Annotated in this window: 28 protein-coding genes and 1 tRNA gene; 24 read left to right on the plus strand and 5 right to left on the minus strand. The window is 74.0% G+C overall.

All coding sequences use genetic code 11. The features are described 5' to 3' along the window. The first annotated feature begins 14 nt into the window (after positions 1-14). The 6 genes from V6U89_RS22550 (at position 15) to V6U89_RS22575 (ending at position 5,077) form a co-directional block, all read left to right on the plus strand. Positions 15-110: transfer RNA gene (locus V6U89_RS22550), tRNA-Sec, on the plus strand. 24 nt (positions 111-134) lie between these two features. Then, on the plus strand, positions 135-1,439 hold the full coding sequence (selA, locus tag V6U89_RS22555) for an L-seryl-tRNA(Sec) selenium transferase (protein ID WP_334573337.1): 1,305 nt from the start codon (positions 135-137) through the stop codon (positions 1,437-1,439). A gap of 1 nt (position 1,440) precedes the next feature. Next, complete coding sequence (gene selB / locus V6U89_RS22560) at positions 1,441-3,204, plus strand: selenocysteine-specific translation elongation factor (RefSeq protein ID WP_334573338.1); 1,764 nt, start codon at positions 1,441-1,443, stop codon at positions 3,202-3,204. An 81-nt stretch (positions 3,205-3,285) separates the two neighbouring features. Then, a complete protein-coding gene (locus V6U89_RS22565; RefSeq protein ID WP_088962125.1) occupies positions 3,286-3,483 on the plus strand; it encodes a hypothetical protein in 198 nt (65 codons plus the stop codon). 65 nt (positions 3,484-3,548) lie between these two features. Then, positions 3,549-4,826 (plus strand): hemolysin family protein, encoded by a 1,278-nt coding sequence (locus V6U89_RS22570; RefSeq protein WP_334573339.1) that lies wholly within the window; start codon positions 3,549-3,551, stop codon positions 4,824-4,826. A 65-nt stretch (positions 4,827-4,891) separates the two neighbouring features. Continuing rightward, on the plus strand, positions 4,892-5,077 hold the full coding sequence (locus V6U89_RS22575; RefSeq protein ID WP_334573426.1) for a hypothetical protein: 186 nt from the start codon (positions 4,892-4,894) through the stop codon (positions 5,075-5,077). A gap of 3 nt (positions 5,078-5,080) precedes the next feature. On the opposite strand, the gene V6U89_RS22580 is transcribed toward V6U89_RS22575, so the two are convergent. Beyond that, a complete protein-coding gene (locus V6U89_RS22580) occupies positions 5,081-5,734 on the minus strand; it encodes a hypothetical protein (protein WP_334573340.1) in 654 nt (217 codons plus the stop codon). A gap of 127 nt (positions 5,735-5,861) precedes the next feature. Here V6U89_RS22580 and V6U89_RS22585 point away from each other — a divergent pair, with 127 nt between their 5' ends. After that, positions 5,862-6,074, plus strand: coding sequence for a hypothetical protein (locus V6U89_RS22585; RefSeq protein ID WP_280840253.1), 213 nt, complete (start codon positions 5,862-5,864; stop codon positions 6,072-6,074). Here V6U89_RS22585 and V6U89_RS22590 read toward each other — a convergent pair. From V6U89_RS22590 to V6U89_RS22600, 3 genes are all read right to left on the minus strand, one after another. Beyond that, the gene (locus V6U89_RS22590; RefSeq protein WP_334573341.1) at positions 6,071-6,547 is read right to left on the minus strand and encodes a hypothetical protein; all 477 of its coding nucleotides are present in this window, start codon (positions 6,545-6,547) and stop codon (positions 6,071-6,073) included. The two genes, V6U89_RS22585 and V6U89_RS22590, sit on opposite strands and share 4 nt — an antisense overlap. Beyond that, positions 6,544-6,753 carry a phosphatidylethanolamine-binding protein gene (locus V6U89_RS22595; RefSeq protein WP_210778069.1) on the minus strand — a complete coding sequence of 70 codons (210 nt, stop codon included), beginning with the start codon at positions 6,751-6,753 and terminating at the stop codon, positions 6,544-6,546. Before V6U89_RS22595 ends, V6U89_RS22590 begins: the two co-directional genes overlap by 4 nt. A gap of 72 nt (positions 6,754-6,825) precedes the next feature. After that, entirely contained in the window at positions 6,826-7,707 is an 882-nt protein-coding gene (locus tag V6U89_RS22600; RefSeq protein WP_334573342.1) for a universal stress protein, read from the minus strand. A gap of 118 nt (positions 7,708-7,825) precedes the next feature. Here V6U89_RS22600 and V6U89_RS22605 point away from each other — a divergent pair, with 118 nt between their 5' ends. The 15 genes from V6U89_RS22605 (at position 7,826) to V6U89_RS22675 (ending at position 20,391) form a co-directional block, all read left to right on the plus strand. Further along, on the plus strand, positions 7,826-8,581 hold the full coding sequence (locus V6U89_RS22605; RefSeq protein WP_334573343.1) for an SAM-dependent methyltransferase: 756 nt from the start codon (positions 7,826-7,828) through the stop codon (positions 8,579-8,581). Between the two features lie 72 nt (positions 8,582-8,653). Then, the gene (locus V6U89_RS22610) at positions 8,654-9,832 is read left to right on the plus strand and encodes a PP2C family protein-serine/threonine phosphatase (RefSeq protein WP_334573344.1); all 1,179 of its coding nucleotides are present in this window, start codon (positions 8,654-8,656) and stop codon (positions 9,830-9,832) included. A 47-nt stretch (positions 9,833-9,879) separates the two neighbouring features. After that, positions 9,880-10,356: a MarR family transcriptional regulator gene (locus tag V6U89_RS22615; RefSeq protein ID WP_334573345.1), complete on the plus strand. Its 477-nt coding sequence runs from the start codon at positions 9,880-9,882 to the stop codon at positions 10,354-10,356. A 296-nt stretch (positions 10,357-10,652) separates the two neighbouring features. Continuing rightward, the gene (locus V6U89_RS22620; RefSeq protein WP_334573346.1) at positions 10,653-11,291 is read left to right on the plus strand and encodes a CDP-alcohol phosphatidyltransferase family protein; all 639 of its coding nucleotides are present in this window, start codon (positions 10,653-10,655) and stop codon (positions 11,289-11,291) included. Then, on the plus strand, positions 11,288-12,235 hold the full coding sequence (locus tag V6U89_RS22625; RefSeq protein WP_334573347.1) for a DUF881 domain-containing protein: 948 nt from the start codon (positions 11,288-11,290) through the stop codon (positions 12,233-12,235). Before V6U89_RS22620 ends, V6U89_RS22625 begins: the two co-directional genes overlap by 4 nt. Continuing rightward, positions 12,232-12,564, plus strand: coding sequence for a small basic family protein (locus V6U89_RS22630; RefSeq protein ID WP_067311500.1), 333 nt, complete (start codon positions 12,232-12,234; stop codon positions 12,562-12,564). Before V6U89_RS22625 ends, V6U89_RS22630 begins: the two co-directional genes overlap by 4 nt. 10 nt (positions 12,565-12,574) lie before the next feature. Continuing rightward, complete coding sequence (locus V6U89_RS22635) at positions 12,575-13,573, plus strand: DUF881 domain-containing protein (protein WP_334573348.1); 999 nt, start codon at positions 12,575-12,577, stop codon at positions 13,571-13,573. 56 nt (positions 13,574-13,629) lie between these two features. Further along, entirely contained in the window at positions 13,630-14,010 is a 381-nt protein-coding gene (gene gcvH / locus V6U89_RS22640; RefSeq protein ID WP_088962137.1) for a glycine cleavage system protein GcvH, read from the plus strand. A 216-nt stretch (positions 14,011-14,226) separates the two neighbouring features. Then, the gene (gene odhI, locus V6U89_RS22645; protein ID WP_088962138.1) at positions 14,227-14,679 is read left to right on the plus strand and encodes an oxoglutarate dehydrogenase inhibitor Odhl; all 453 of its coding nucleotides are present in this window, start codon (positions 14,227-14,229) and stop codon (positions 14,677-14,679) included. Between the two features lie 50 nt (positions 14,680-14,729). Beyond that, the gene (gene ftsR / locus V6U89_RS22650; RefSeq protein WP_210778076.1) at positions 14,730-15,428 is read left to right on the plus strand and encodes a transcriptional regulator FtsR; all 699 of its coding nucleotides are present in this window, start codon (positions 14,730-14,732) and stop codon (positions 15,426-15,428) included. Between the two features lie 180 nt (positions 15,429-15,608). Beyond that, positions 15,609-16,073: a bifunctional nuclease family protein gene (locus tag V6U89_RS22655; protein ID WP_088962140.1), complete on the plus strand. Its 465-nt coding sequence runs from the start codon at positions 15,609-15,611 to the stop codon at positions 16,071-16,073. A 198-nt stretch (positions 16,074-16,271) separates the two neighbouring features. Beyond that, positions 16,272-16,865: a MerR family transcriptional regulator gene (locus V6U89_RS22660; protein WP_334573349.1), complete on the plus strand. Its 594-nt coding sequence runs from the start codon at positions 16,272-16,274 to the stop codon at positions 16,863-16,865. Between the two features lie 468 nt (positions 16,866-17,333). After that, positions 17,334-18,497: a nitric oxide synthase oxygenase gene (locus tag V6U89_RS22665; RefSeq protein ID WP_334573350.1), complete on the plus strand. Its 1,164-nt coding sequence runs from the start codon at positions 17,334-17,336 to the stop codon at positions 18,495-18,497. Positions 18,498-18,502: 5 nt separating this feature from the next. Further along, positions 18,503-19,732, plus strand: a complete 1,230-nt coding sequence (locus tag V6U89_RS22670; protein WP_334573351.1) for a globin domain-containing protein — start codon at positions 18,503-18,505, stop codon at positions 19,730-19,732. Then, a complete protein-coding gene (locus V6U89_RS22675; RefSeq protein ID WP_170285286.1) occupies positions 19,729-20,391 on the plus strand; it encodes a DivIVA domain-containing protein in 663 nt (220 codons plus the stop codon). Before V6U89_RS22670 ends, V6U89_RS22675 begins: the two co-directional genes overlap by 4 nt. Positions 20,392-20,418: 27 nt before the next feature. Here V6U89_RS22675 and V6U89_RS22680 read toward each other — a convergent pair whose 3' ends face one another. Beyond that, entirely contained in the window at positions 20,419-21,378 is a 960-nt protein-coding gene (locus V6U89_RS22680; RefSeq protein ID WP_334573352.1) for a helix-turn-helix transcriptional regulator, read from the minus strand. A 61-nt stretch (positions 21,379-21,439) separates the two neighbouring features. Between V6U89_RS22680 and V6U89_RS22685 the strand changes: the two genes are divergently transcribed. Together V6U89_RS22685 and V6U89_RS22690 are read left to right on the plus strand one after the other, a co-directional pair. After that, on the plus strand, positions 21,440-22,024 hold the full coding sequence (locus V6U89_RS22685; RefSeq protein ID WP_334573353.1) for a DinB family protein: 585 nt from the start codon (positions 21,440-21,442) through the stop codon (positions 22,022-22,024). A 1-nt stretch (position 22,025) separates the two neighbouring features. After that, entirely contained in the window at positions 22,026-22,463 is a 438-nt protein-coding gene (locus V6U89_RS22690) for a VOC family protein (protein ID WP_334573354.1), read from the plus strand. Positions 22,464-22,489 lie beyond the last annotated feature (26 nt).

Genomic DNA, 22,489 nt, shown 5'->3' on the forward strand with positions numbered 1-22,489 from the left:
GTTGACTCCTCGACGGAGGCGTTCAGGAGGCTGGTGCCCCTCCCGGTCTTCAAAACCGGTGTGGCCCGGGACCCGGGCCAGGCGGGTTCGATTCCCGTCCGTCTCCGCCAAACCGCTCGGGGGAGATGACGCGCATGGGCCAGGCGCCGGCCGACCCACGACGGCGGGTGCCGCGCACCGACACCCTGCTCGCCGACCCGCGCCTGGCCACGGCGATCGCCACCCTCGGCCGCGAGCGGGTCAAGGCCGTCGTGGGCCGCGCCCAGGAGCGCGCCCGCCGCGGCGAGATCACCCCCGAACAGGTGCCCGACGACGTCCTCGCCGCGCTGCCCGCGCCGGCGCCGCGCGCGGTGCTCAACGCCACCGGCGTCGTGCTGCACACGAACCTCGGCCGGGCGCCACTGTCGACCGCCGCCGTCGAGGCGGTCGTCGCCGCCGCCGGGCACACGGACGTGGAGCTGGACCTGCGCACCGGGCGGCGCGCCCGGCGGGGACGCGACGCCCTGGACGCGCTCGCCGCCGCGGTGCCGGACGCGGCGGCCGTGCACGTGGTGAACAACGGCGCCGCCGCGCTGGTCCTCGCCGCCACCGCACTGGCCGCCGGCGCGGAGATCGTGGTGAGCCGGGGCGAACTGGTGGAGATCGGCGACGGGTTCCGCCTGCCGGACCTGCTGGAGAGCACCGGCGCCCGGCTGCGGGAGGTCGGCACCACCAACCGCACCACCCTGGCCGACTACGCGGCGGCGATCGGCCCGGCGACCGGCTTCGTGCTGAAGGTGCACCCGTCGAACTTCCTGGTCACCGGCTTCACCTCGGCCGTGCCGGTCCGGGCGCTGGCCACCCTCGGCGTGCCGGTGGTGGCCGACATCGGCTCCGGGCTGCTCGCGCCGGACCCGCTGCTGCCCGACGAGCCGGACGCCGCCGGCACCCTGCGGGCCGGCGCGGCGCTGGTCACCGCCAGCGGCGACAAGCTCCTCGGCGGGCCGCAGGCGGGGCTGCTGCTCGGCGACGCCGCGTTGGTCGAGCGGCTGCGCCGGCACCCCCTCGCCCGCGCGCTGCGGGTCGACAAGCTCACCCTGGCCGCTCTGGCGGCCACCCTGCACGGCCCGGACACCCCCACCCGGTCCGCCCTGCACGCCGACCCCGCCGGGCTGCGGGAGCGGGCCGAACGGCTGCGCGACGCGCTCGGCGCCGACGGCTGCAAGGCCGAGGTGGTGCCGAGCAGCGCCGTGGTCGGTGGTGGCGGCGCACCCGGCGTCGTGCTGGACTCGTGGGCGCTGAGCCTGCCCGAGGCGTACGCCGGACCGCTGCGCCTGGGCGCGCCGCCGGTGCTCGGCCGGGTGCTGCGGGGCCGCCTCCTGCTGGACCTGCGCTGCGTCCCCCCGGCCGCCGACGACGCCCTGCGCGCGGCGGTGCTGCGGGTTCCGGCGGCCGGCTGACATGTACGTCGTCGCCACCGCCGGTCACGTCGACCACGGCAAGTCGACACTGGTCCGGGCGTTGACCGGGATGGAACCCGACCGGTGGGCCGAGGAACGCCGCCGGGGCATGACCATCGACCTCGGCTTCGCCTGGACCACGCTGCCCGCCGGCGGCACCATCGCCTTCGTCGACGTGCCCGGCCACGAGCGTTTCGTGCCGAACATGCTCGCCGGCGTCGGGCCCGTCCCAGCCGCGCTGGTCGTCGTCGCCGCCGACGAGGGCTGGATGCCGCAGTCCGCGGAGCACCTGGCCGCGCTGCACGCGCTCGGGGTGTCGTACGGGCTGCTGGCGGTGACCCGCGCGGACCTGGCCGACCCGGGACCGGCGTTGGCCCGGGCCCGGGCGGAGCTCGCCGCCACCAGCCTCGGCGAGGTGGAGGCGGTACCGGTCAGCGCGGTCACCGGCACGGGCCTGCCCGAGCTTCGCGCGGCCCTGGACCGGCTGGTCGCCCGCCTGCCGGCGCCCGCGCCGGAGGTGCCGGTGCGGCTCTGGGTGGACCGGTCCTTCACCATCCGGGGCAGCGGCACCGTGGTGACCGGCACCCTCGGCGGCGGCCGGCTGCGGGTCGGCGACCAGCTCGAGCTGGCCGCCACCGGCGAGCCGGTCCGGGTACGCGGCCTGCACTCCCTCGGCGCCGCCCAGGACCGGGTGGACGCGGTGGCCCGGGTCGCGGTCAACCTGCGGGGCGTGGCGAAGGACCGGCTGGGCCGGGGCGACGCCCTGCTCACCCCCGGCCGGTTCCGGCTCACCGACCTGCTCGACGTCCGGCTGGCCGGCGACCCGGCCGCCGACCTGCCCGCCACCCTCACCCTGCACGTGGGCTCGGCGGCCGTGCCGGCCCGGGTCCGCCCGCTCGGGCAGGACACCGTCCGGCTGCGGCTGGCCCGGCCGCTGCCGCTGCTCGTCGGCGACCGGGCGCTGCTGCGCGACCCCGGACGGCACCACGTCAGCGGCGGGGTGATGGTGCTGGACGTGGCGCCGCCGCCCCTGCGCCGGCGCGGCGCCGCCGCGGCCCGGGCGGCCGTCCTCGCCGACCTCGACGGGCGGCCCGACCTCGCCGGGGAGCTGCGCCGCCGGGCCCTGGTCCGGGCCGGGGAGCTGACCCGGATGGGGGTGCCGGCCACCGTCGGCCCGGTCGCCGGCGACTGGCTCGCCGACCCCGAGCACTGGCGGCGGCTGGCCAGCCGGCTGGCCGAGGAGACCACCCGGTACGCGCGCGAGCACCCCCTCGACCCGGGCGTCCCGGTGGAGGTGCTGCGCCGGCGTCTCGAGCTGCCGGACCGCGCGCTGGTCGAGGCCCTGGTCCGCCCGCCGCTGGCGCTGCGCGCCGGCCGGGTCACCGCGGCCGAGGTCGACGCGCTGCCCGCACCGGTGGCCCGGGCCGTGCAGCGGGTCCGCGCCGAGTACGCCGACCACCCGTTCCGCGCCCCCGAGGCGGACCGCCTCGCCACCCTCGGCCTGGGCCCCCGGGAGATCGGCGCTGCTGTGCGGGCCGGGGCGCTGCTGCGGCTGGCGGAGAACGTGGTGCTGCTGCCCGGCGCGCTCGACGACGCGGTCCGGGTGCTGGCCGGGCTGCCGCAGCCGTTCACGCTCAGCGCCGCCCGGCAGGCGCTGGACACCACCCGCCGGGTCGCCGTGCCGCTGCTGGAGCTGCTGGACCGGCGCGGCGCCACCCGCCGGCTGCCCGACGACGCCCGCGAGGTGGTCGGCGGCCCGTCCTGACTCCCGCTAGGTCGCCGGGGCGGGATGGCCGCTGGCCCGAAGCCGCACCGGGACGGGCGTCGCGTCGCCTACCGTGACGCCATGGACCCATCGGCGGTCTGGCGGGACAAGAACCACCGCTGGCGGATCGAGGCGTACCGGGCGCCGGACCTGCGGTTCGCGATCTTCGCCACCAACGGCACCACCGAGTCGGCCCCGCTGTGGCTGTTCGGCATGTCGGCGCTGGCCCGCTGGCTGATGACCCACGCCATCTCCCTCGACGACCTGGAAAACGACTGACCCGGCCTCTCCGGCGGCGCCACTGCGGTTGAGTAGGGGCCAAGGTGGCGCCGGGAGGGGGTGGCATGCTCGGGCAGCTCGCGCTGGTGGCCGTCCTGGTGCTGGTCAACGCCGCCCTGTCCGGCAGCGAGATGGCGCTGGTGACACTGCGCGAGGCGCAGCTGCGCCAGCTGGGCCGCTCCGGCCGGGCCGGAGCGCGGCTGGCCCGGCTGGCCCGCGAACCGAACCGCTACCTGGCCACCATCCAGCTCGGCATCACCCTCGCGGGTTTCCTCGCCTCGGCGGCCGCCGCCGTCTCGCTGGCCCAGCCGCTGATCGGCCCGCTCGGCTTCCTCGGCGCCGCGGCCCGGCCGGTGGCCGTGGTGCTGGTGACCGTGGTGCTGACCTTCGTCACCCTGGTCGTCGGGGAGCTGGCCCCGAAACGGCTGGCGATGCAGTGGGCGGAACGGTGGGCGTTGCTCAGCGCACCCCCGCTGGACGTGCTCGCCCGGCTGTCCCGGCCGGCGATCTGGCTGCTCAGCCGCGCCACCGACCTGCTGGTCAGGCTCGCGGGCGGGGACCCGCGGGCACAGCGGCAGGAGGTGACCGAGGAGGAGCTGCGCGAGATGCTGGTCAGCCAGCGGGGGCTGTCGGCGCAGCAGCGGGAGATCCTGTCCGGGGCGTTCGACATCGCCGGCCGGACCCTGCGGGAGATCCTGGTCCCCCGACGCGACGTGACGGTGCTGCCCGCCTCGCTGTCGGCGGCGGAGGCGATGCGCCGGATGGCCGCCACCGGGCGCTCCCGCGCCCCGGTCGTGGGGCCGGGCGGGCTGGACGACGTCCGGGGCCTGGTGCACATCCGCGACCTGGTCGACGGCCACGGCGACACCGCCGGCCAGCGGGCCCGCCGGCCGCTGCTGCTGCCCGGCACGCTGCCGGTCGCCGATGCCATGCGCCAGCTGCGGCAACGCCACGAACAGCTCGCCCTGGTGGTCGACGAGTACGGCGGCATCGACGGCCTGATCACCATGGAGGACCTGCTGGAGGAGGTCGTCGGCGAACTGTACGACGAGACCGACCGCGACGTCTCCGGGGTGCTGCGGGAACCGGACGGGGCACTGGTGCTCCCCGGTGACTTCCCGCTGCACGACCTGGCCGACGTGGGGGTGCGCCTGGCCTTCCCGCTGCCGCGCGACTACACCACCGTCGCCGGACTGGTCCTGGCCGGACTGGGCCGGCTGCCCGACGGGCCGGGGGAGTCGGTGCGGCTGCCCGGGCTCACCGTCGAGGTGGTCGAGGTGGCCGACCGGGCGATACGGCGGGTCCGGCTGCGCGGCCCGGCGGCCGGCGGCCGGGCCGAGTGACCCGGACGGGTTACCGGCCACGAAAACCTCTGTACGGGTTCGGAACCGGTCGTACGGTGCAAGACGTGAAGGACCGAGGGACGCGGACATTCCTGGCGGTGCTCGCCGGGCTGGCGGTGGTCTACTTCGGCGCGACCGGGAGCAGCGCCGACGGGGAGGGCGGAATCTCCGGCGGCGTGGTCCTGCTCGCCCTGGCGGCCGCCCTGCTGGTGTGGCACCTGACCAAGCCGGGCGACAAGCCGGCCAAGTAGTGCTCAGCGTGCCGCTGCGGTGCGGCTGACCTCGCCCGCGGACTCCTCGCCGAGGGCCACCCGGACCAGCGCCGAGGCGAGCCGGCCGAAGTCCGCCTCGCCGACCAGGCCGGCCAGTCCGCGCGGATTCGCCGGCAACCCGAGCCGCTTCGCCCCGGTCAGGGTCCGCCGGTCGGCGTACGGGCGCACGTCCGGCCAGACCTCCTGCGCCTCCCGCAGGAAGATGTCCGCGCCGGTCGGACCGATGCCGGGGAACTCGGTGAGGAGCCGGCGCAGCGCGGTCGGCTGCCCGTCGGCCTCCCGGTGCAGCCGGCGCAGGTCACCGTGCCAGCGGTCCAGGCAGAGCCGGGCGCCGGTGCCGAGCATCGTGGCGGTCCGCTCGTCGTAGCGGCGGTAGTGCCCGCGCCCCAGCGCGTCGACCCGCTCCTGCCAGCTCGCCGCCTCCATCGCCTGCGGGGTGCGCCAGCCGGCGGCGAAGAGTTCCCGCGCGGCGGCGAGCGCCACCCCCGCCCGGATCCGGGTGCTCAGCAGGGTGGCCAGCACCAGCAGCTGGTACAGCGGCCCCGGCCGGTCGGTCAGCTTGATGCCGGCCTCCTCGGCGTAGGTGCGTCCCTGTCGGTCCAGCAGGGCCCGGGCCACCCGTCGGTCGTTCCCCATCACCGTGCAGTACCCGCCACGGCGCGGATCACCCGGGCCGCCACCGGTCGAATGTGCGCCACGGCGGCGGGTAAGCGAATGGGGTGCGCGACCTGTCGGCCGTGCACCCCGTCGGAAGGAGAGACCCGTGGTGAACCCGCAGCAGATGGAGTTCCGCCGCAACGCCAAGGGCGCGACCAGTACGGACAGTCGGAAGACCGCCACGGACGCGGGCGGGCATCCGCAGCACAAGGGCACGTCCAACGCGGACGTGGGGCGGCCGGTGCCGAAGGGGCAGGTCTCGCCGTACGGCCCGGCCGGTGAGCCGATCGCCGACGACGAAAGTGACGACCGGGGCTAACCGCACCGCGCGGAGGGCGGCCGCAGCCGGTTGAAGGTGGCAGCGGCCGCCATTCCGTACGCCAGATGGGGCACGATGTCGGCGAGCCAGTCGGACCGGCTCCAGGTGCGCGCGTCGCTGATCCCCAGCGTCGCGAGCGAGCCGATCGAGGTGGCCATCACCCCGCCGCCGAGCAGCGCGGTCGCGACCGCCGGCGGCAGCCGGCGACCGCTCACGAGCGCCCCGAACGCGGCGCCGGCGCCGATCCCCACGGCGTACCCGAGGATGGCCCCGAGGCCCGTGCGGCGGTTGGCCGCTCGGTCCTCGGGGCCCAGGTCCACGTGCGCGAGACCGGCCAACCGTCCGATGCTCTCCTCCGGGGTGCTGCTCACCGGTCTGGCCCGAACCGCGATGTCCAGGTAGCCGACCACGTTCAACGCGGCGCTGCCGACCGCGCCGGCGATCGCCCCGTCGACCACACCGGAAGCCCTCACTTCGGATCGCCTGGTTCGCGCTCACCCTTCGGGCCGAACGTCCGTTCCCCCCGGACCACGCCCCGTTGGCCGCGATCCTCCTGCATGATCCGGTTGGCGACCTGGTTGGCCTCCTGGTCCGCCGCCCGCCCCGACTGCTCGATCAGGTCGCGCAGGCGCGCGCGTTGCTTGTCGTACGCGTTGCTTCCCGGCCGTGGTCCTGGCATAGCCGCCTCCTCGGTAGCTGTCACCGCGTGCCGTACCCGGGCCGTCTACCCGTCTGCCGGCGGGTCAACCGCTCAGTCCGGGGTACGCACCACGGCGACCGGGCAGGCGCTGTGGTGCAGCACCCCGTGGCTCACCGAGCCGAGCAGCAGCCCGGCCAGCTCGCCGCGTCCCCGGCCGCCCACCACCACCAGCAGCGCCCGGCGGGACGCGGCGGTGAGCGCGGCGACCGCCCGGTCCCGCACCACCTCGCGGGTGATCGGCAGGTCGGGGTACCGCTCGCCGATGCCGGCCAGGGCCTCGACGAGCACCCGATTCTCCTCGGCGCGCAGTTCGGACGCGTCGTAGACCAGCGGCTGCATGTCGCCCGGGCCGCCGGAGGCCGGGTGGCGGTAGGCGTGCAGGGCGTGCAGCGTGGCGCCTCGGATGTCGGCCTGCTCGGCGGCGAACTCCACGGCCTCCCGGGCCGCCGGGGAGCCGTCCACCCCGACCACCACCGGGCCGCCGCCGTGTTCCTCGCCGCGCGCCACCAGCACCGGGCACTGCGCGTACGTGGCGACCTGCACCGCCACCGAGCCGAGGATCAGCGCGCCGAAGCCGCCCAGCCCGCGGTCACCGAGCACGACCAGTGCGGCGGTGGGCGTCTCGCCGAGCAGCACCGCCGACGCCTCGCCGTCGATGATCTCGCCGGTCACCCGGATCCCCGGTACGGTCGCCTCCGCCTCGGCGACCGCCCGCGCGACGAGGTCTTCCGCCTGGTGGCGCAGCCCGCCGCCGGGCGGGGCGTCGGCAGCCGGGTCCACGGGCACCCGCAGCAGCGGCCAGATGAACCCGTGCACCACCCGCAGCGGCCGGTGCCGGCGGGCCGCCTCCGCCGCAGCGAGCCGGACGGCGCGCAGCGCCGGCTCCGAGCCGTCCACGCCCACCACCACCGCCGCGCCGTTCGCCGAGTTCACCGCCGCGCACCTCCCGCCCGCGGCCAGTATCGCGGCCCGGGGACTGTCGCCGGGGCGATACCGCGAGGGCGGTCACCTCGCTACGCTGTCGCCCACCCGTCCGAAGGGAGCGCCGTCGATGGCCGAGCCGGAGCAGCCGGAGCAGCCGAGCACCGCCCGCATGATCGACTTCTGGTTGGGCGGTGCGCACCACTTCCCGGTGGACGTGGCGGCTGCCCGTGCCTTCGAGGAGGCGTACGGGCCGTGCGCGGCGATCTTCCGGGACCTGCGGGACTTCCTCGGCCGGGCGGTCGGGGCGGTCGCCGAGGCCGGGATCGACGGCTTCCTCGTCTTCGGGGCCGGCCTGCCCACCCAGGGCAACGTGCACGAGGTGGCCACCTCCGCCACCGTTCTCTACACCGACGTCGACCCGGTCACCATCCGGCTCGGGCAGCGCATCCTGGCCGGCAGCGACCGCGCCGGCTACGGGTACGGCGACGCCACCGACATCGGCACCGTCGACCCGGCTCAGCTGCACCGCTTCGTGCCCGGCTGGGGGAGGAGACCGGTCGGCGTGGTCTTCCTCGGCCTGGCCGCCTTCCTGGACGACGAGACGCTGGCCCGGACCCTCGACGAGCTCTACGATGCGGTGGCCCCGGGCAGCTTCCTGGCGTTCGACTTCGACAGCGAGGAACTGGCCGGACACCCGCAGGCGCTGGCGATGATGGGGCCACAGTTCCGGATGCGGAGCCCGGCGTCGTTCGCCCCGCTGCTGGGGCGGTGGGTGCCGACGGCCGAGGGCATCGTGCCGGTGGCCCGGTGGCGGCCCCGGGGCGCGCCGGCCGCGGTGCCGGACGCGTTCCACGGCGGGCTGGCCGGCAAGCCCGCCGGCTGACCCGGCCGGTGCGGCGTCCGACCGTGCGTCCGTATGATGCTTGCCCTACAGCAAGAATTCTGGAGGACGAACATGCCGGACGTGCCCGCAGCGGTGTCCCGTGCGCTGCGCGCAGCCCCGCCGGACCAGCTGGTGGAGGCCGCGGACCGGGTCGTCCGGTCGCGCTTCGCCGCCTCGCGCACCGACGTGTTCCTGGCCGACTACCGGATCACCGGGCTCTGGCCGGTGCTCGACCCCGACCTGCCGGACGCCGGCTTCCTGGCCTGCCAGGGGGTGGCCCAGCGCTGCTTCAGCAGCCAGCAGCCGGTGCTCGACGCCCGGGACGACGGGCACTGCCGCGTCTGGGTGCCGCTGACGGCCTGGGGGGAGCGGCTCGGGGTGCTGCTGGTCGAGCTGACCGGGCCGGCGGACGCGCCGACGGTGGCGTCGATCGGCGAGGTGGCCGACGAGTTGGCCACCGCGCTGCGCGCCGCCGACCGGGAGACCGACCGGTACCGCCGGGCCCGCCGCCGGGAACGGCTCAGCATGGCCGCCGAGATGCAGTGGGACCTGCTGCCCGGACGCAGCGTGCGACACCACGCGTTCCTGCTGGCCGGCCAGTTGGAGCCGGCGTACGGCGTGGGTGGGGACCACTTCGACTGGTCCGTCGACTCCGACCGGCTCACCGTCACCGTGCTCAACGGGACCGGCACGGGCATGTCGGCCGCCCTGCTGACCGCGTTGACCGTCAACGCGATGCGCAACGCCCGGCGCTCCGGCGGCGGGCTGGTGGAGCAGGCCGAGCTGGCCTCGGACACCATCCACTACCAGCACCGCGGCCGGCGGCACGTGGCCACGTTGCTGCTCAGCGTCGACACCGTCACCGGTCGGGTACGCGCGGTGGACGCCGGCTCCCCGCACCTGCTGCGGGTCCGCGGCGCCACCGTGACGCCGATCGAGCTGGACCGCCAGCTGCCGCTGGGCATGTTCGCCGAGACGCGCTACGACGTGCAGGAGTTCGACCTGGAGCCGGGGGACCGGCTCTTCGTGGTCAGCGACGGCGTCTACGACGCGCAGCCGGGCGGCCAGGAGGCGTACGGGGAGCGGGCGATGGCGCGGTCGATGCGGTCCACGCGGTTGCAGCCGGCCACCGAGGCGGTTGGTACCGTGATGCGCGAACTGTTCGCCTATCACGCCGAAGCGGACCTGCGCGACGACGCCGTCGTCGTCTGTCTGGACTGGGTCGGTGCCAGCAGTCAGGGCGAGCGGTAGCAGGGCCGGCAGCCGGGTACGAGCGGAACAATCGCAGGGGGCACCGGGTGGAGCGACCTCCGAATCTCGCCGCGGCGATCGATGCCGCCGCCGAGGCGCTGATCGGTGTGCTCGACTCCGCCACCTCCCGGCACCACGTCACCGTCCCGCCGACCCAGTTGCGGGTGCTCGCCCTGATCAGCGCGCGGCCGGACACCAACGTGAACCGGCTGGCGGAGTTGCTCGACGTCGTACCCTCCTCGGCCAGCCGGCTCTGCGACCGGCTGGAGGCCACCGGGCTGCTGCGCCGGGTGGCCGACCCGCGCGACCGGCGGGAGGTCCGGCTGGTTCCCACCGCCGCGGCCGAGACCCTGCTGCGCGAGCTGAAGGAGCGGCGCCACCAAGCCGTGCAGGCGATCCTCGACCGGATGCCGGCGCGGGCGCAGCATGACCTGCTGCTGTCGTTGCTGGCCTTCGGACAGGCCGTGGAGGCGGGTACGGCGACGCAGCCGGACACCACCACTACCACCGCGCGCACCGCCTGACCCTTCTCACCCACGATGGCAGCCAGCGCCACTCCACTAGTGTCCTAGGATGCCCTACGGATGGTGACGCACCACACACCGAACAGCCGGAAACGACGGGAGCGCTGACCCCGAGGGCCGATACGTGAGCCCGATATAGTGGCAACTCGCCGGCCCGCGCTCACCACGTCCGGGGCGGCATCAGGGGAGGCCCCAGCCCGGGGCAGCCGAGGCGCCGGCGCTGGCCGGCCCGTCAGCGCGCACGTCCCGCCGAGGCGCCCAGCAGGCGCCCGGTCCGTGCTGCGGGAGGAGGTTCGGTGTCGCGTCGGCCGGCTCGGGCAGAGCACCCGCAGGGCACGGACGGCACCGCGGTCGGCGACCGGGTGCTGACCCTGCCGAACCTGATCAGCTTCGTCCGGCTGCTCGGCGTCCCGCTGTTCCTCTACCTGTTCCTGGTGGTGGAGGCCGACGTGGCGGCGATCGTGGTGCTGGCCGTCGGCGGCACCACCGACTGGGTCGACGGGTGGATCGCCCGGCGCCTCCGCCAGGTCAGCCGCCTCGGCGAGCTGCTCGACCCGTTCGCCGACCGGCTCTACATCCTCGCGACGTTGCTCGCCTTCACCGCCCGCGAGGTGGTGCCGTGGCAGTTCACGGCCGCGCTGCTGGCCCGGGAGCTGCTGCTGCTCGGTTCGCTGACGGTGCTGCGCCGACACGGGTACGGCCCGCCGCCGGTGCACTACGTGGGTAAGACAGCCACCTTCCTGCTGCTCGCCGCCTTCCCGATCCTGCTGGTGGGCACGGCGTCGGAGTCGGTGGCCACCGCCGCCGGGGCGATCGGCTGGGGCCTGGCGTGGTGGGGCCTGGTGCTCTACTGGGTGGCCGGCGCCATGTACGTGGTACAGGCCGCCCGGCTGGTCCGGTCCGTGCGGGCCCGCTCCGGGGGAGCGGCGGCATGAGCACGACGCCGGACTCCGGTGGGCGTCCCACCCGGGCGTTCACCCCCGACTTCCTGACCGAGCTGTTCCGCAATCCGCTGGATCCGGGCTACGCCGACGCGGCCGCCCGGCGCCGGGAGTCGCCACCCCCGGCGGGGTGGCGGGGCGCCTCCACGCGCGCGGTGAGCGTCGCGGTGATCGCGGTGGTCGGTTTCCTGTTCGCGGTGGCCTACCGGGAGACGATGGCGGAGGAGCCGAGCCGCAGTCAGGCCCGGGCCGGCCTGATCGCGCAGATCAAGCAGCGGGAGAGCGAGACCGACGAGATGACCGCCCGCGCGGACCGGCTGCGCGAGGAGGTGGGTCGGCAGCGCGACGCCGCGCTGAGCGGGTCGCAGGCGGCCCGGTTGCGCAACCTGGAGGCGGGGACCGGTCTGGGCCGGGTGCGGGGCGACGGGGTGGTGGTCCGGCTGGCCGACGCGGAGCCGAAGGACGACGGCGCGGTCTCCGGTGACTCGGACTCGGGTCCGCCCCGGGTGATCTACACCGACCTGCAGAAGGTGGCCAACGACCTGTGGGCCTCCGGGGCGGAGGCGGTGGCGATCAACGGTCAGCGGTTGACGGCGACGTCGACGATCCGGTCGGCGGGTGCGGCGATCCTGGTGGACTTCCGGCCGGTGACGAGCCCGTACGAGGTGACGGCGATCGGGCCGGGGTCGATGCGCGACAAGTTCGAGGAGAGCCGGGCGGCGTATCTGATGCGGCGGGTGGCGAAGGAGACCGGCCTGTCGTTCCAGATCCGGGACGCGGACGACCTCACCCTGCCGGCCGCGCCGGAGCCGCGGCTACGCTACGCGCAGCCTTCGGTCAGTCCGAGCCCGTCGCCGTCGGGGTCGGCCGACCGTTCGTCGAGTCCCGGGCCGTCCGGTTCGGGTACGTCCCCCCGCCCCTCCGGAGGTGTCCGATGATCGCGGTGCTGGCGCTGCTCGCCGGTGTGGTTCTCGGGATCTACCTGGACCCGACGGTGCCCGCCGCCTTGCAGCCGTATCTGCCGATCGCGGTGGTGGCGGCGCTGGACGCGGTGTTCGGTGGGGTACGGGCGAAGCTGGACCGGATCTTCGACGACAAGCAGTTCGTGGTGTCGTTCATCTCGAACGTGCTGGTCGCGGGCCTGATCGTGTACCTGGGTGACCAGCTGGGGGTGGGCGGTCAGCTCTCCACCGGTGTGGTGGTCGTGCTCGGGGTGCGCATCTTCGGCAACGTGGCGGCGATCCGTCGTCACCTGTTCCGGGCGTAGGTTTGTGGCGATGAGCGACGAGCAGCGGGACACCGGGACGGGCTGGCCGCAGCCGGCGGAGCCGCGGCGGCCGTCGGGGCCGGCGGGTGAGCCGGATCCCCGGCCGGACGCGCCGGATCCGGACGAGTTGAGTCCGTTGGCGCCGCCGGCGCAGGAGCCGGCGTCGCCGCCGGCGGAGGAGGCGGAGACGCAGCGCATCGAGGCCGCGCCCGAGCCGGCCGAGGTGGACCCGGAACGGCCCGAGGCCGACCTGGAGCGCGTCGAGCCCGAGCGCGTCGACCCGGCGCCGGTGGCCCTGGTGCCGGCGGGCCGTCGGTGGACCTCCGCGGGCGTGATGATCGCGGTGTTGCTGGTGTTGCTCGGGTTCACCCTGGTGGTCCAGTTCAAGACGACGTCGACGGATCCGACGCTGGCGGCGACCCGGCAGGAGGACCTGGTCCGGATCTTCTCGGATCTGGATTCCCGGGAGAAGCGGCTCCAGCAGGACATCGAGGCGCTGGAGGAGAGCCAGCGGCAGTTGCGTTCGGGTGAGCAGGGTCGGCAGGCGGCGTTGGACGAGGCGCGGCGGCGGGCGGACGAGCTGGGGATCCTGGCGGGGACGTTGCCGGCGCGGGGTCCGGGGCTGAGTGTGGAGTTCCGGCCGGGTGCGGGCAGGCCGATCCGGGCGGACCGGATCCTGGACGCGGTGCAGGAGTTGCGGGGCGCGGGCGCGGAGGCGATGCAGATCTCCGGCGCCGGTGGGTCGCCGGTGCGGATCATCGCGTCGACGTACTTCCTTGACGGGTCGGGCGGCTCGTTGGTGGTGGACGGGCGGTCCTTGTCGGGTCCGTTCACGATCACGGTGATCGGTGATCCGAAGACGATGGAGACGGCGTTGAAGATTCCGGGCGGGGTGGCCGCATCGGTCGCGGGTGACGGCGGTACCGTGAACGTTGATGAGCGTGGGGTTGCCGAGGTTTCGGCGCTGCACGCGCCGATGAAGCTGGAACACGCCCGTCCGGTCTCCTGACCGGCGCGGCCGCGTCGGATCACCTCCGGCGCACCGATGGATGAAGGACGCGTCTGGTGATTCCTGAGGATCTGCGTTATACCGCCGAGCACGAGTGGGTGGTCGGCGCCGACGGCGGCACGCTCCGCGTCGGCATCACCCACTTCGCGCAGGACGCGTTGGGTGACATCGTGTTCGTCCAGTTGCCCGACGAGGGTGCGGTGGTGGCGGCCGGTGAGCCGCTGGGTGAGATCGAGTCGACCAAGAGCGTGTCGGAGATCTACGCCCCGGTGAGCGGGACGGTGGCGGCGCGGAACGAGGCGCTGGGCGACACGCCCGAGGTGATCAACACCGACCCGTACGGTGCCGGTTGGCTGTTGGAGATCACGCCGGATGACCCGTCGGCGCTGGACGGCTTGCTGACCGCTGGTGCGTACCGCGAGCTGACCGAGAGCTGAGTTGCCCTGCCCGGGCGCGGGGGTGTTGTCCGCGCGTCCGGTTGCCCTGCATTTCGGCGCTGGCTAGGCTCGCCCAGTCGACCGAGAACCCCAATAGTTGAGCGTTGTGTAATTGCCTTCCCGGGCACGGGGAGCCAGCCGCCGGGTGTGCGACTGCCCGGCGGCCAGACCCGCCATTACCCCGACGCTGACCGAACAGATCCGTGAGGTGGTCCCATGACGCGCCCAGGCGACGAGTTCCCCCCGCTCGACGTCACTTCGACGCTCAATCTCGGTTCGTTGGACGAAGTGCTGGAGGGTCCGGACACCGATGTGGTGCCGAGCCGGATGTCCGGCTCGTTGCCGCCGGGAATGGCGCTGCTGGTGGTTCGTCGCGGCCCGAACGCGGGTGCCCGGTTCCTGCTGGACCATGACGTGACCACGAGTGGTCGGCACCCGGACAGTGACATCTTCCTCGACGACGTGACGGTGTCGCGGCGGCACGCGGAGTTCCACCGTGACGGTGGCACGTTCACGGTGCGGGACGTGGGCAGCCTCAACGGCACGTACGTGAACCGGGAGCGGGTCGAGGCGGCCACGTTGAGCAATGGTGACGAGGTGCAGATCGGTAAGTTCCGGGTGGTGTTCATCGCCGGTCCGCGCCCGGAGGAGGAGGCCGGCCGGGGGTGAACGAGCCTGCGGCTTCCTCGCCGCCCGGTGCGGCCCGTGCGCATCCGCTGATGAGCATCGGCGAGGTGCTGGGGCAGTTGCGGGCGGAGTTCCCGGACGTCACCATCTCGAAGTTGCGGTTCCTGGAGGCCGAGGGTCTGGTGGAGCCGCAGCGGACGGCGGCGGGTTATCGGAAGTACAGCTGGGACGACGTGGCCCGGCTGCGGTTCGTGTTGACCGCGCAGCGGGATCAGTATCTGCCGTTGCGGGTGATCCGTGACCAGTTGGCCGAGTGGGACGCCGGTGGTGACGGCCCGGGTCGGCAGCGGCCGACGTTGGTGGCGGTGGGTCCGGGTGGTGAGGTGCCGGGCCGTGCGGTGGAGGAGCCCGAGTCGTCGCAGGTGCGGCTCGGGCGGGCGGATCTGGTGGCGCACAGCGGGGTCGACGAGTCGACGTTGGCTGAGTTGGAGCGCCTCGGTGTGCTGGTGTCGGATCCGCCGGGCTGGTATGACGCGGATGCGTTGATCATCGCGCGGGCGGTGGCGGGTCTGGCGGCGTACGGGTTGGAACCGCGGCACCTGCGGGCGTACCGGTCGGCGGCGGATCGTGAGGTCGGTCTGTTCGCTCAGTTGGTGGCGCCGTTGGCGCGGCAGAGTGATCCGGCGGCGCGGGCGCGGGCGGCGGAGACGGCGCGGGAGTTGATGGCGTTGTCGCAGCAGTTGCATGCCGCGTTGGTGCGGGTGGGGTTGCGCTCGACGTTGGGTCGGTGAGCCGGTCGTCGAGGTGTCGTGCGGAAAGATCTGCCCCGGGAAGCGTGTCGTAGGCTTGCCGGGGTAACCCTTTTCCGGCCCGGGGCGTGGTGCTGGTGCGCATGGGACGACCGTGTCGCGGTCCGTGTACCGTGCAGGGAAGGGCGCGGTGCGTAGGTTGACGACGACACGGAGGCGGCGGTGCGCGAGCTGAGCGTGGTCGGAGTTCGGGTGGAGCTGCCCAGCAACCAGCCGATCGTCCTGCTCAGGGAGGTCGAGGGGGACCGCTACCTGCCGATCTGGATCGGTGCGGTGGAGGCGACGGCGATCGCTTACGAGCAGCAGGGGGTCAAGCCGGCCCGGCCGTTGACGCATGATCTGTTGCGGGATGTGCTGGCGGCGTTGAAGGCGCCGTTGCGGGCGGTGGAGATCACCGAGTTGAAGGAGAACGTCTTCTACGCCGATCTGCTGATCGGGGACGGCGTGCGGGTGTCGGCCCGGCCGAGCGATTCGATCGCGTTGGCGTTGCGGGTGGGTGCTCCGATTCGTTGTGCCGAGCAGGTCCTCAGCGAGGCGGGGATCGTGATTCCCGACGAGCAGGAGGACGAGGTGGAGAAGTTCCGCGAGTTCCTGGAGCAGGTGCGTCCGGAGGATTTCGCCGGCTGAGGGTCGCGTCCCGGTCATCTTCTGTCGGGCGTCACTGTGGGTGACGTTCCGGGTGTGTGTGGTGTGCGTCGGGTCGCTGCGCGGCGTGTCGCGACCGTTCCTCCGCGGTAACCCCTGCGCGCGGCGCTAGGGTTGCCGTGTCGAGGGGTGCACGTCCCGGAAACGACGTGTCACCGCACTGACGGGGAGGTTGTCGGGATGCACGAGCCGCGGGATCCTGAGCCAGGTGTGGAGCGGGGCGAGCCGGGTGTGGCGTCGTCGCCGGTGGGCACGGACGGTGACGGTTCGGTTGGTTACCGGGGTGTGACGGCCTGCCACGCGGTGGGGATCAGCTACCGGCAGTTGGACTACTGGGCGCGGACGGCGCTGGTGGTGCCGAGTGTGCGGGACGCGTCGGGGTCGGGGACGCAGCGGTTGTACTCGTTCCGCGACCTGGTGGTGTTGAAGGTCGTGAAGCGGTTGCTGGATGCCGGGGTGTCCCTGCAGAACATCCGCAAGGCGATCGAGGCGTTGCGGTCGCGCGGCGTGGAGGACCTGGCGGGGATCACGCTGATCTCGGACGGCACGACGGTGTACGAGTGTCGGTCGCCGGAGGAGGTGGTCGACCTGTTGCAGGGCGGCCAGGGCGTGTTCGGCATCGCGATCGGTGGCGCGTTCAAGGAGATCCAGGGGTCGTTGTCGCACCTGCCGGCGGAGCCGGCGACGTCCGGTGGCGGGGAGCCCGCGGAGCCGGCGTCGGATGCGGTGGGCGACGAGTTGGCGGCGCGTCGGGCGCGTCGTCGGGCGGGCTGAGTCCGTCTTCGTCAGGTGGCGTCGCGGCCGGTGGCGGTGCGCGGCGGTTGGCCGCTGCGCGCCTGCGGCACGACGTATCGATTCTGATCGTCCGGTGCCGGTGGGCCGGATTCGTTGCATGCTAAGGGCGGATGCCAGCGTGTGTCCGGTGTGCACACTCGTGCCCGGAGTCGTGTTGTTGACAGTTGTGGTGTTCCCAGGAATCCTGTCCAGGGCAATCACCAAGGGCATCGGCTGGTCACTGTGAGTGATCGCTGGTGGGGTGGTGCCGAGCTGATGTGTGGGGGGCGGCGCGAGAGTCGCGTCGTGGCCTGCCAGAGGACGGGGAAACGAGCCGAAGTGCACACTGACCACCATGTCGGCCTCCGCTCCGTACGGGCCGGCAGTGCTGTCGCCGACCATGCCGCACCCTCCTGTCCGGTCACCGGTACGCCGGCGCACCGGGCGCCGGGGGGTGCCGGTGCCGCCGTGGAGCGCGCGGAGGACGTCGCCGCGGAGGCCGCGGAGTTCCTGGAGCTGTACCACGGTGAGCGGCGGCTGCCGGGGCTGGCGGCGCGGTTGGCGGAGGTCCGCGAGGAGATCGCGTTGACCGGGTCGTACCGGCACACCCGCGACGAGCTGGTCTACGGGGCGAAGGTGGCGTGGCGGCAGTCGGTGCGCTGTGTGGGCCGGATCCGATGGGCGGGGTTGAAGGTCCGCGACCGGCGGCACGTGACGTCGGTGGCGGGGATCGCGCAGGAGTTGGCCGCGCACCTGGCGGCGGGGGACAACGGCGGCCGGATCCAGTCGGTGGTCACGGTCTTCGCACCGGACCTGCCGGGGGTGGGGCCGCGGGCGCGGATCTGGAACGACCAGTTGATCCGCTACTGCGGACACCGGCGCGACGACGGTTCGGTGCTGGGCGACCCGGCGCAGGTGGGGATGACGGAGGCGGCGCGGCGGTTGGGTTGGCGGCCGCCGCCGGTGCCGGGCCGGTTCGACCTGCTGCCGTGGGTGATCGAGACGGCGCAGGAGCAGCCGACGGTGGTGGGCGTGCCCCGGGAGCTGGTGCGGGAGGTCGCGCTGTCGCATCCGGAGCATCCGTGGTTCGGGGATCTGATGTTGCGGTGGCACGCCCTGCCGGTGATCAGCAACATGCGGCTGCGTATCGGTGGGGTGGACTACAGCTGCGCGCCGTTCAACGGCCACTACCTGAGCGACGAGATCGGCACCCGCAACATGGGCGACCGGGGCCGGTACGACCAGCTGCGGGCGGTGGCGGCCGGGTTGGGGTTGGACACCAGCCGCGAGGACACCCTGTGGCGGGAGCACGCGGTGCTGGTGATCAACCAGGCGGTGCTGCACTCGTTCAAGCTGGCGGGGGTGCGGGTGTCGGACCCGCACACCGAGTCGGAGCTGTTCATGAAGTTCTGTGCGCAGGAGGAGCGGGCGGGGCGGCCGGTGCACGGTGACTGGTCGTGGCTCAACGGCAGTGTCGGGTGGGCGGCGTTGCACGCGGTGCACCACCGCTACTACGACACGGCGGTGCCGAACCCGAACATCTGGCCGACGGACCGGGTGTACGACCCCAGTGGCGTGGTGAAGACGACCCTGCGGGAGCGTCACGACACGGCCCGCGCGCAGGAGGACTGACCGACATGGACAACGTGGCGCTGCGCCAGAGTTGGACGCAGTTCTCGGCCGCCGGCGTGGAGGCGGCGAAGTACTTCTACGCGACGCTGTTCGTGGTGGCGCCGGAGGCGCGGTCGATGTTCCCCACGAACATGCAGTACCAGGAGGACAAGCTCCTCAAGGCGCTGGGCCACATCATCACCAACCTGGACGACCCGACGGTGTTGACGGCGTTCGCGCAGCGGTTGGGCGCGGACCACCGGCGCTTCCACGGCCAGGATCAGCGGGGCAACCCGGTGGTGCTGGGGGAGCGGCACTACATCTGGGTGGGTCAGGCGCTGCTGGCGACGTTGGAGCGGTTCCTCGGGCCGCACTGGACGCCGGCGTTGCAGGCAGAGTGGGCGGCGGCGTACGAGCTGGTGGCGAAGCTGATGCTCGCCGGGGCGGCGGAGGCGGAGCGGACGTCCCCGCCGTACTGGGAGGCGGAGGTGCTGGGCGCGGAGCGGCGCCGCTCGGACATCGCGGTGTTCACGGTCCGCCCGAACTACCTGTGCAACTACCTGCCGGGCCAGTCGCTGCCGGTGCAGGTGCCGCAGTTGCGGACCTGGCGGTACCTGTCGCCGGCGAACGCGCCGCGGGCGGACGGGACGATCGAGTTCCACGTGCGGGCCGCCGGTCGGTTCTCCACCCACCTGGTGCGCAAGCTGCGCACGGGCGACCGGCTGCTGCTGGGACATCCCACGGGTACGGCGTTGTCGTCGTACGACCGTTCGCCGCACCTGCCGTTGCTGCTGATCGCGGGGGGCACCGGTCTGGCGCCGCTGCGGGCGGTGGTGGAGGCGTTGCAGCAGGGCAAGGGGCGGCGCACGACGCTGGTGGTGGGGGGTCGCACCCCGGACGACCTGTACGACGACAAGGCGTTGGCGCAGTTGGCGTCGATGCCCCCGGCGGCGGCGTGGCAGAACGGCGGGTCGACCTGGCTGCGGTACGTGCCGACGGTGGAGATCGGGTGGGGTTGGCAGGGGGCGATCGGCAAGGCCGCCGACACGGCGGTGCGGTTGGGACCGTGGACCGATACGGAGGTGCTGGTCTGCGGGAGTCCGGAGATGACCCGGGACACGATCACGATTCTGGCCCGCTCGGGTGTCCAGCCCCAGCAGATCCTGACCGAGAGTTACGATCACTCCCTCTACCCGCCCCTCGCCGAGGCCGACGACGCCGCCCCGCGCGACTTCAGCTGGACAGGTGCCCGATGAGCATCGACCACTCCGACCGCCTCGCCCTGCCCGGCATGCCTGACCAGGGGGAGCTGGCCCGTCAGTTGTCCATGTTGGAGGCGCGGCGGTTCCGGGGCAGTCACTGGTTGTCGGCCGACGAGGTCGCCGTGGTGATCCGTACGGCGGACGACCGGATCGCGTTGCTGGTCAACGAGTTGGAGCGGCAGCGGCGGGAGAACCACGGGCTGCTCAGCCAGGTGGAGATGCTGCGGCACGGCACGTTGCCGAGCAACGCCCCGCAGGGGCCGGACCCGATGGCGGTGGAGCTGGCGATGCGGGCGCAGGACGAGGCGAACCGCACGATCGGTGAGGCCAGCGCCGAGGGGGCGGAGATCATCGCCGACGCGCGCCGGCAGGCCGACGAGATCCTCGCCGAGGCGCACCGGCGCGCCGGTGACCTGAGCACGTCGGGGCCGGTGGGGCCGGTCGGGCCGGCGGGTATGCCGTCGCCGGAGGTGCAGCGCCGGCTGCAGGAGCTGGAGGAGCGGCACGCCGCGGCGCTGGCGGCGGTGGCGGCGGCGCAGCAGCAGTTGGACCGGTGGCAGGCACACCTGTCCGCGCAGTCGGAGCAGCTGCGCGCCGACGCGGCGGCGGCCGGCGGGGCGAGCGCCCAGCTGCGCGCCGTCCTCGGCGGCTAGCTGTCGAGCAGGGACTGCCCGGGTCGGTCAGCCGGCCCCGGCGATAGCCGCGAGGCGGCGGGCGAGCCGGGCGGCGGCCTGGCGCAGCTCCGGCGGCTCCAGCACCTCCGCCTCGAAGCCCAGCCGGGCCACCTGCGCGGCGAGCCAGTCGAGGTGGTCCCCGCCGACGACGAGCACGCACCATCCGTCGCGGTCGTCCTCGACGCGGCCCACCTGGGGCGGCACCAGCTCCCGTACCCGGTCGGGTCGGGCGTGCACCCGGATCCGGGCGAGATACCGGTAGGGCGCCTCGGTCACGGAGCGCTGCACGTAGGCGACCGGGTCCGGATGCTCCCTCGCCCGGAAGCGCCAGGTCGTCGCCGCCAGCTCGTGCATCCGGTCCAGCCGGAAGGTGCGCCAGTCGTCGCGGTCGACGTCGCGAGCCATCAGGTACCAGCGGCGGCCGGTGGTGACCATCCGCACCGGCTCGACCGTGCGCTCGCGTGCCGCGCCGTCGCGGCCGGCGTACCGGAACCGCACCCGCACGGCGTCGCGGCAGGCCCGCGCGAGCGTCACCAGCAGCTCCGCGTCGATCTGGACGCCGGGGCCGACGAGGGTGTCGGTGGCGCCGTGCACCGCCCGCACCTCGGCGCGCAGCCGGGCCGGCATCACCTGGTCGAGCTTCGCGAGCGCCCGCAGTGCCGCCTCACCCGCTCCGGCGACCGTGCCGCCCGACGCCATCCGCAGGGAGACCGCCGTCGCGATGGCCTCCTCGTCGTCGAGGAGCAGCGGCGGCAGCCGGGTACCCGCGCCGAGCTGGTAGCCGCCGCCGACGCCCGCCGTGGCGTGCACGGGGTAGCCGAGTGCGCGCAGTCGCTCCACGTCGCGGCGCACCGAGCGGTCGGTGACCTTCAGCTCGGCGGCGAGTTCGGTGGCGGTCCAGGACGGCCGCCGCTGCAGCAGCGCCAGCAACCGCAGCACCCGCTCGGTCGTCGCCTCGACGGTCACCCGCGCATCGTCGCACGGATCACGGAACGTTCCTGTCCGCTATCCGGGGGAGGCTGTGACCATGACCGACCAGAACTGGAATCTCCTGCTCCGGGACCAGCTCGCCGGGCACTGGACCGGCCAGCTGCGCGATCGCCTCGACGGGCTCACCGACGACGAGTACTTCTGGGAGCCGGCGCCCGGCTGCTGGAGCGTGCGTCCGCGCGGCACCGGCGCCGCACCGGTGCAGGCGGGGTCCGCGGCGCTGAGGATCGACTTCGCGATGCCGGAGCCCGACCCGCCGCCGTTGACGACGATCGCGTGGCGACTCGGGCACGTCATCGTCGGCGTGCTCGCGGTGCGCAACGCCGCGCACTTCGGTCGCGCGCCCACCGACTACCAGTCGTTCGAGTACGCCCCGACCGCGGCCGGGGCGCTGGCCCAGCTCGACACGGAGTACGCCACGTGGCTGGCCGGGGTCGAGTCCCTCGGCGACACCGGCCTCGCCCGCCCGTGCGGCAAGGCGGAGGGACCGTACGCCGAGCATCCGATGGCAGCGCTGGTGCTGCACATCAACCGCGAGCTGATCCACCATCTGGCCGAGGTGTGCCTGCTGCGCGACCTCTACCTGCACACTGACCAGCGGACCCGACAGGAGGCGAGCTGAGATGGCCCGCGACGTACAGATCACTTTCGACTGCGCCGACCCGGCCGGACTGGCGGCGTTCTGGGCCGAGGCCCTCGGCTACCGGTTGCAGGACCCGCCCGGGGGCTTCGAGTCGTGGGAGCAGGCCCTGGAGGCGATGGGCGTGCCGCCCGAGCGGCGCAACGACGCCTCGGCGCTGGTCGACCCCGAGGGCTCCGGGCCGCGGCTGTTCTTCCAGCGGGTGCCGGAGGGCAAGCAGGCCAAGAACCGCGTGCACCTCGACGTGCGGGCCGCCCCCGGGCTCGAGGGCGACGCGCGGATGGCGGCCCTGGAGGCGGAGGCCGAGCGGCTCACCGGCCACGGCGCCACCCGGGTCAGCCGCCACGAGCCGGCGCCCCCGCTCGGCGCCGGTCACGTCGTGATGGCCGACCCCGAGGGCAACGAGTTCTGCCTCGACTGACTGCCGCGCGGCGGCGCCGGGGCGAT

It is taken from the genome of Micromonospora sp. CPCC 206171 (genome assembly GCF_036906755.1).
Taxonomy (GTDB): Bacteria; Actinomycetota; Actinomycetes; order Mycobacteriales; family Micromonosporaceae; genus Micromonospora; species Micromonospora purpureochromogenes.

Coding starts and splice junctions, on each gene's coding strand:
- selA (WP_334573337.1), top strand. CDS start 135: ATGGGCCAGGCGCCGGCCGACCCACGACGGCGGGTGCCGCGCACCGAC.
- selB (WP_334573338.1), top strand. CDS start 1,441: ATGTACGTCGTCGCCACCGCCGGTCACGTCGACCACGGCAAGTCGACA.
- V6U89_RS22565 (WP_088962125.1), top strand. CDS start 3,286: ATGGACCCATCGGCGGTCTGGCGGGACAAGAACCACCGCTGGCGGATC.
- V6U89_RS22570 (WP_334573339.1), top strand. CDS start 3,549: ATGCTCGGGCAGCTCGCGCTGGTGGCCGTCCTGGTGCTGGTCAACGCC.
- V6U89_RS22580 (WP_334573340.1), bottom strand. CDS start 5,734: ATGGGGAACGACCGACGGGTGGCCCGGGCCCTGCTGGACCGACAGGGA.
- V6U89_RS22595 (WP_210778069.1), bottom strand. CDS start 6,753: ATGCCAGGACCACGGCCGGGAAGCAACGCGTACGACAAGCAACGCGCG.
- V6U89_RS22605 (WP_334573343.1), top strand. CDS start 7,826: ATGGCCGAGCCGGAGCAGCCGGAGCAGCCGAGCACCGCCCGCATGATC.
- V6U89_RS22610 (WP_334573344.1), top strand. CDS start 8,654: ATGCCGGACGTGCCCGCAGCGGTGTCCCGTGCGCTGCGCGCAGCCCCG.
- V6U89_RS22625 (WP_334573347.1), top strand. CDS start 11,288: ATGAGCACGACGCCGGACTCCGGTGGGCGTCCCACCCGGGCGTTCACC.
- V6U89_RS22630 (WP_067311500.1), top strand. CDS start 12,232: ATGATCGCGGTGCTGGCGCTGCTCGCCGGTGTGGTTCTCGGGATCTAC.
- V6U89_RS22635 (WP_334573348.1), top strand. CDS start 12,575: ATGAGCGACGAGCAGCGGGACACCGGGACGGGCTGGCCGCAGCCGGCG.
- odhI (WP_088962138.1), top strand. CDS start 14,227: ATGACGCGCCCAGGCGACGAGTTCCCCCCGCTCGACGTCACTTCGACG.
- ftsR (WP_210778076.1), top strand. CDS start 14,730: ATGAGCATCGGCGAGGTGCTGGGGCAGTTGCGGGCGGAGTTCCCGGAC.
- V6U89_RS22660 (WP_334573349.1), top strand. CDS start 16,272: ATGCACGAGCCGCGGGATCCTGAGCCAGGTGTGGAGCGGGGCGAGCCG.
- V6U89_RS22670 (WP_334573351.1), top strand. CDS start 18,503: ATGGACAACGTGGCGCTGCGCCAGAGTTGGACGCAGTTCTCGGCCGCC.
- V6U89_RS22675 (WP_170285286.1), top strand. CDS start 19,729: ATGAGCATCGACCACTCCGACCGCCTCGCCCTGCCCGGCATGCCTGAC.
- V6U89_RS22685 (WP_334573353.1), top strand. CDS start 21,440: ATGACCGACCAGAACTGGAATCTCCTGCTCCGGGACCAGCTCGCCGGG.
- V6U89_RS22690 (WP_334573354.1), top strand. CDS start 22,026: ATGGCCCGCGACGTACAGATCACTTTCGACTGCGCCGACCCGGCCGGA.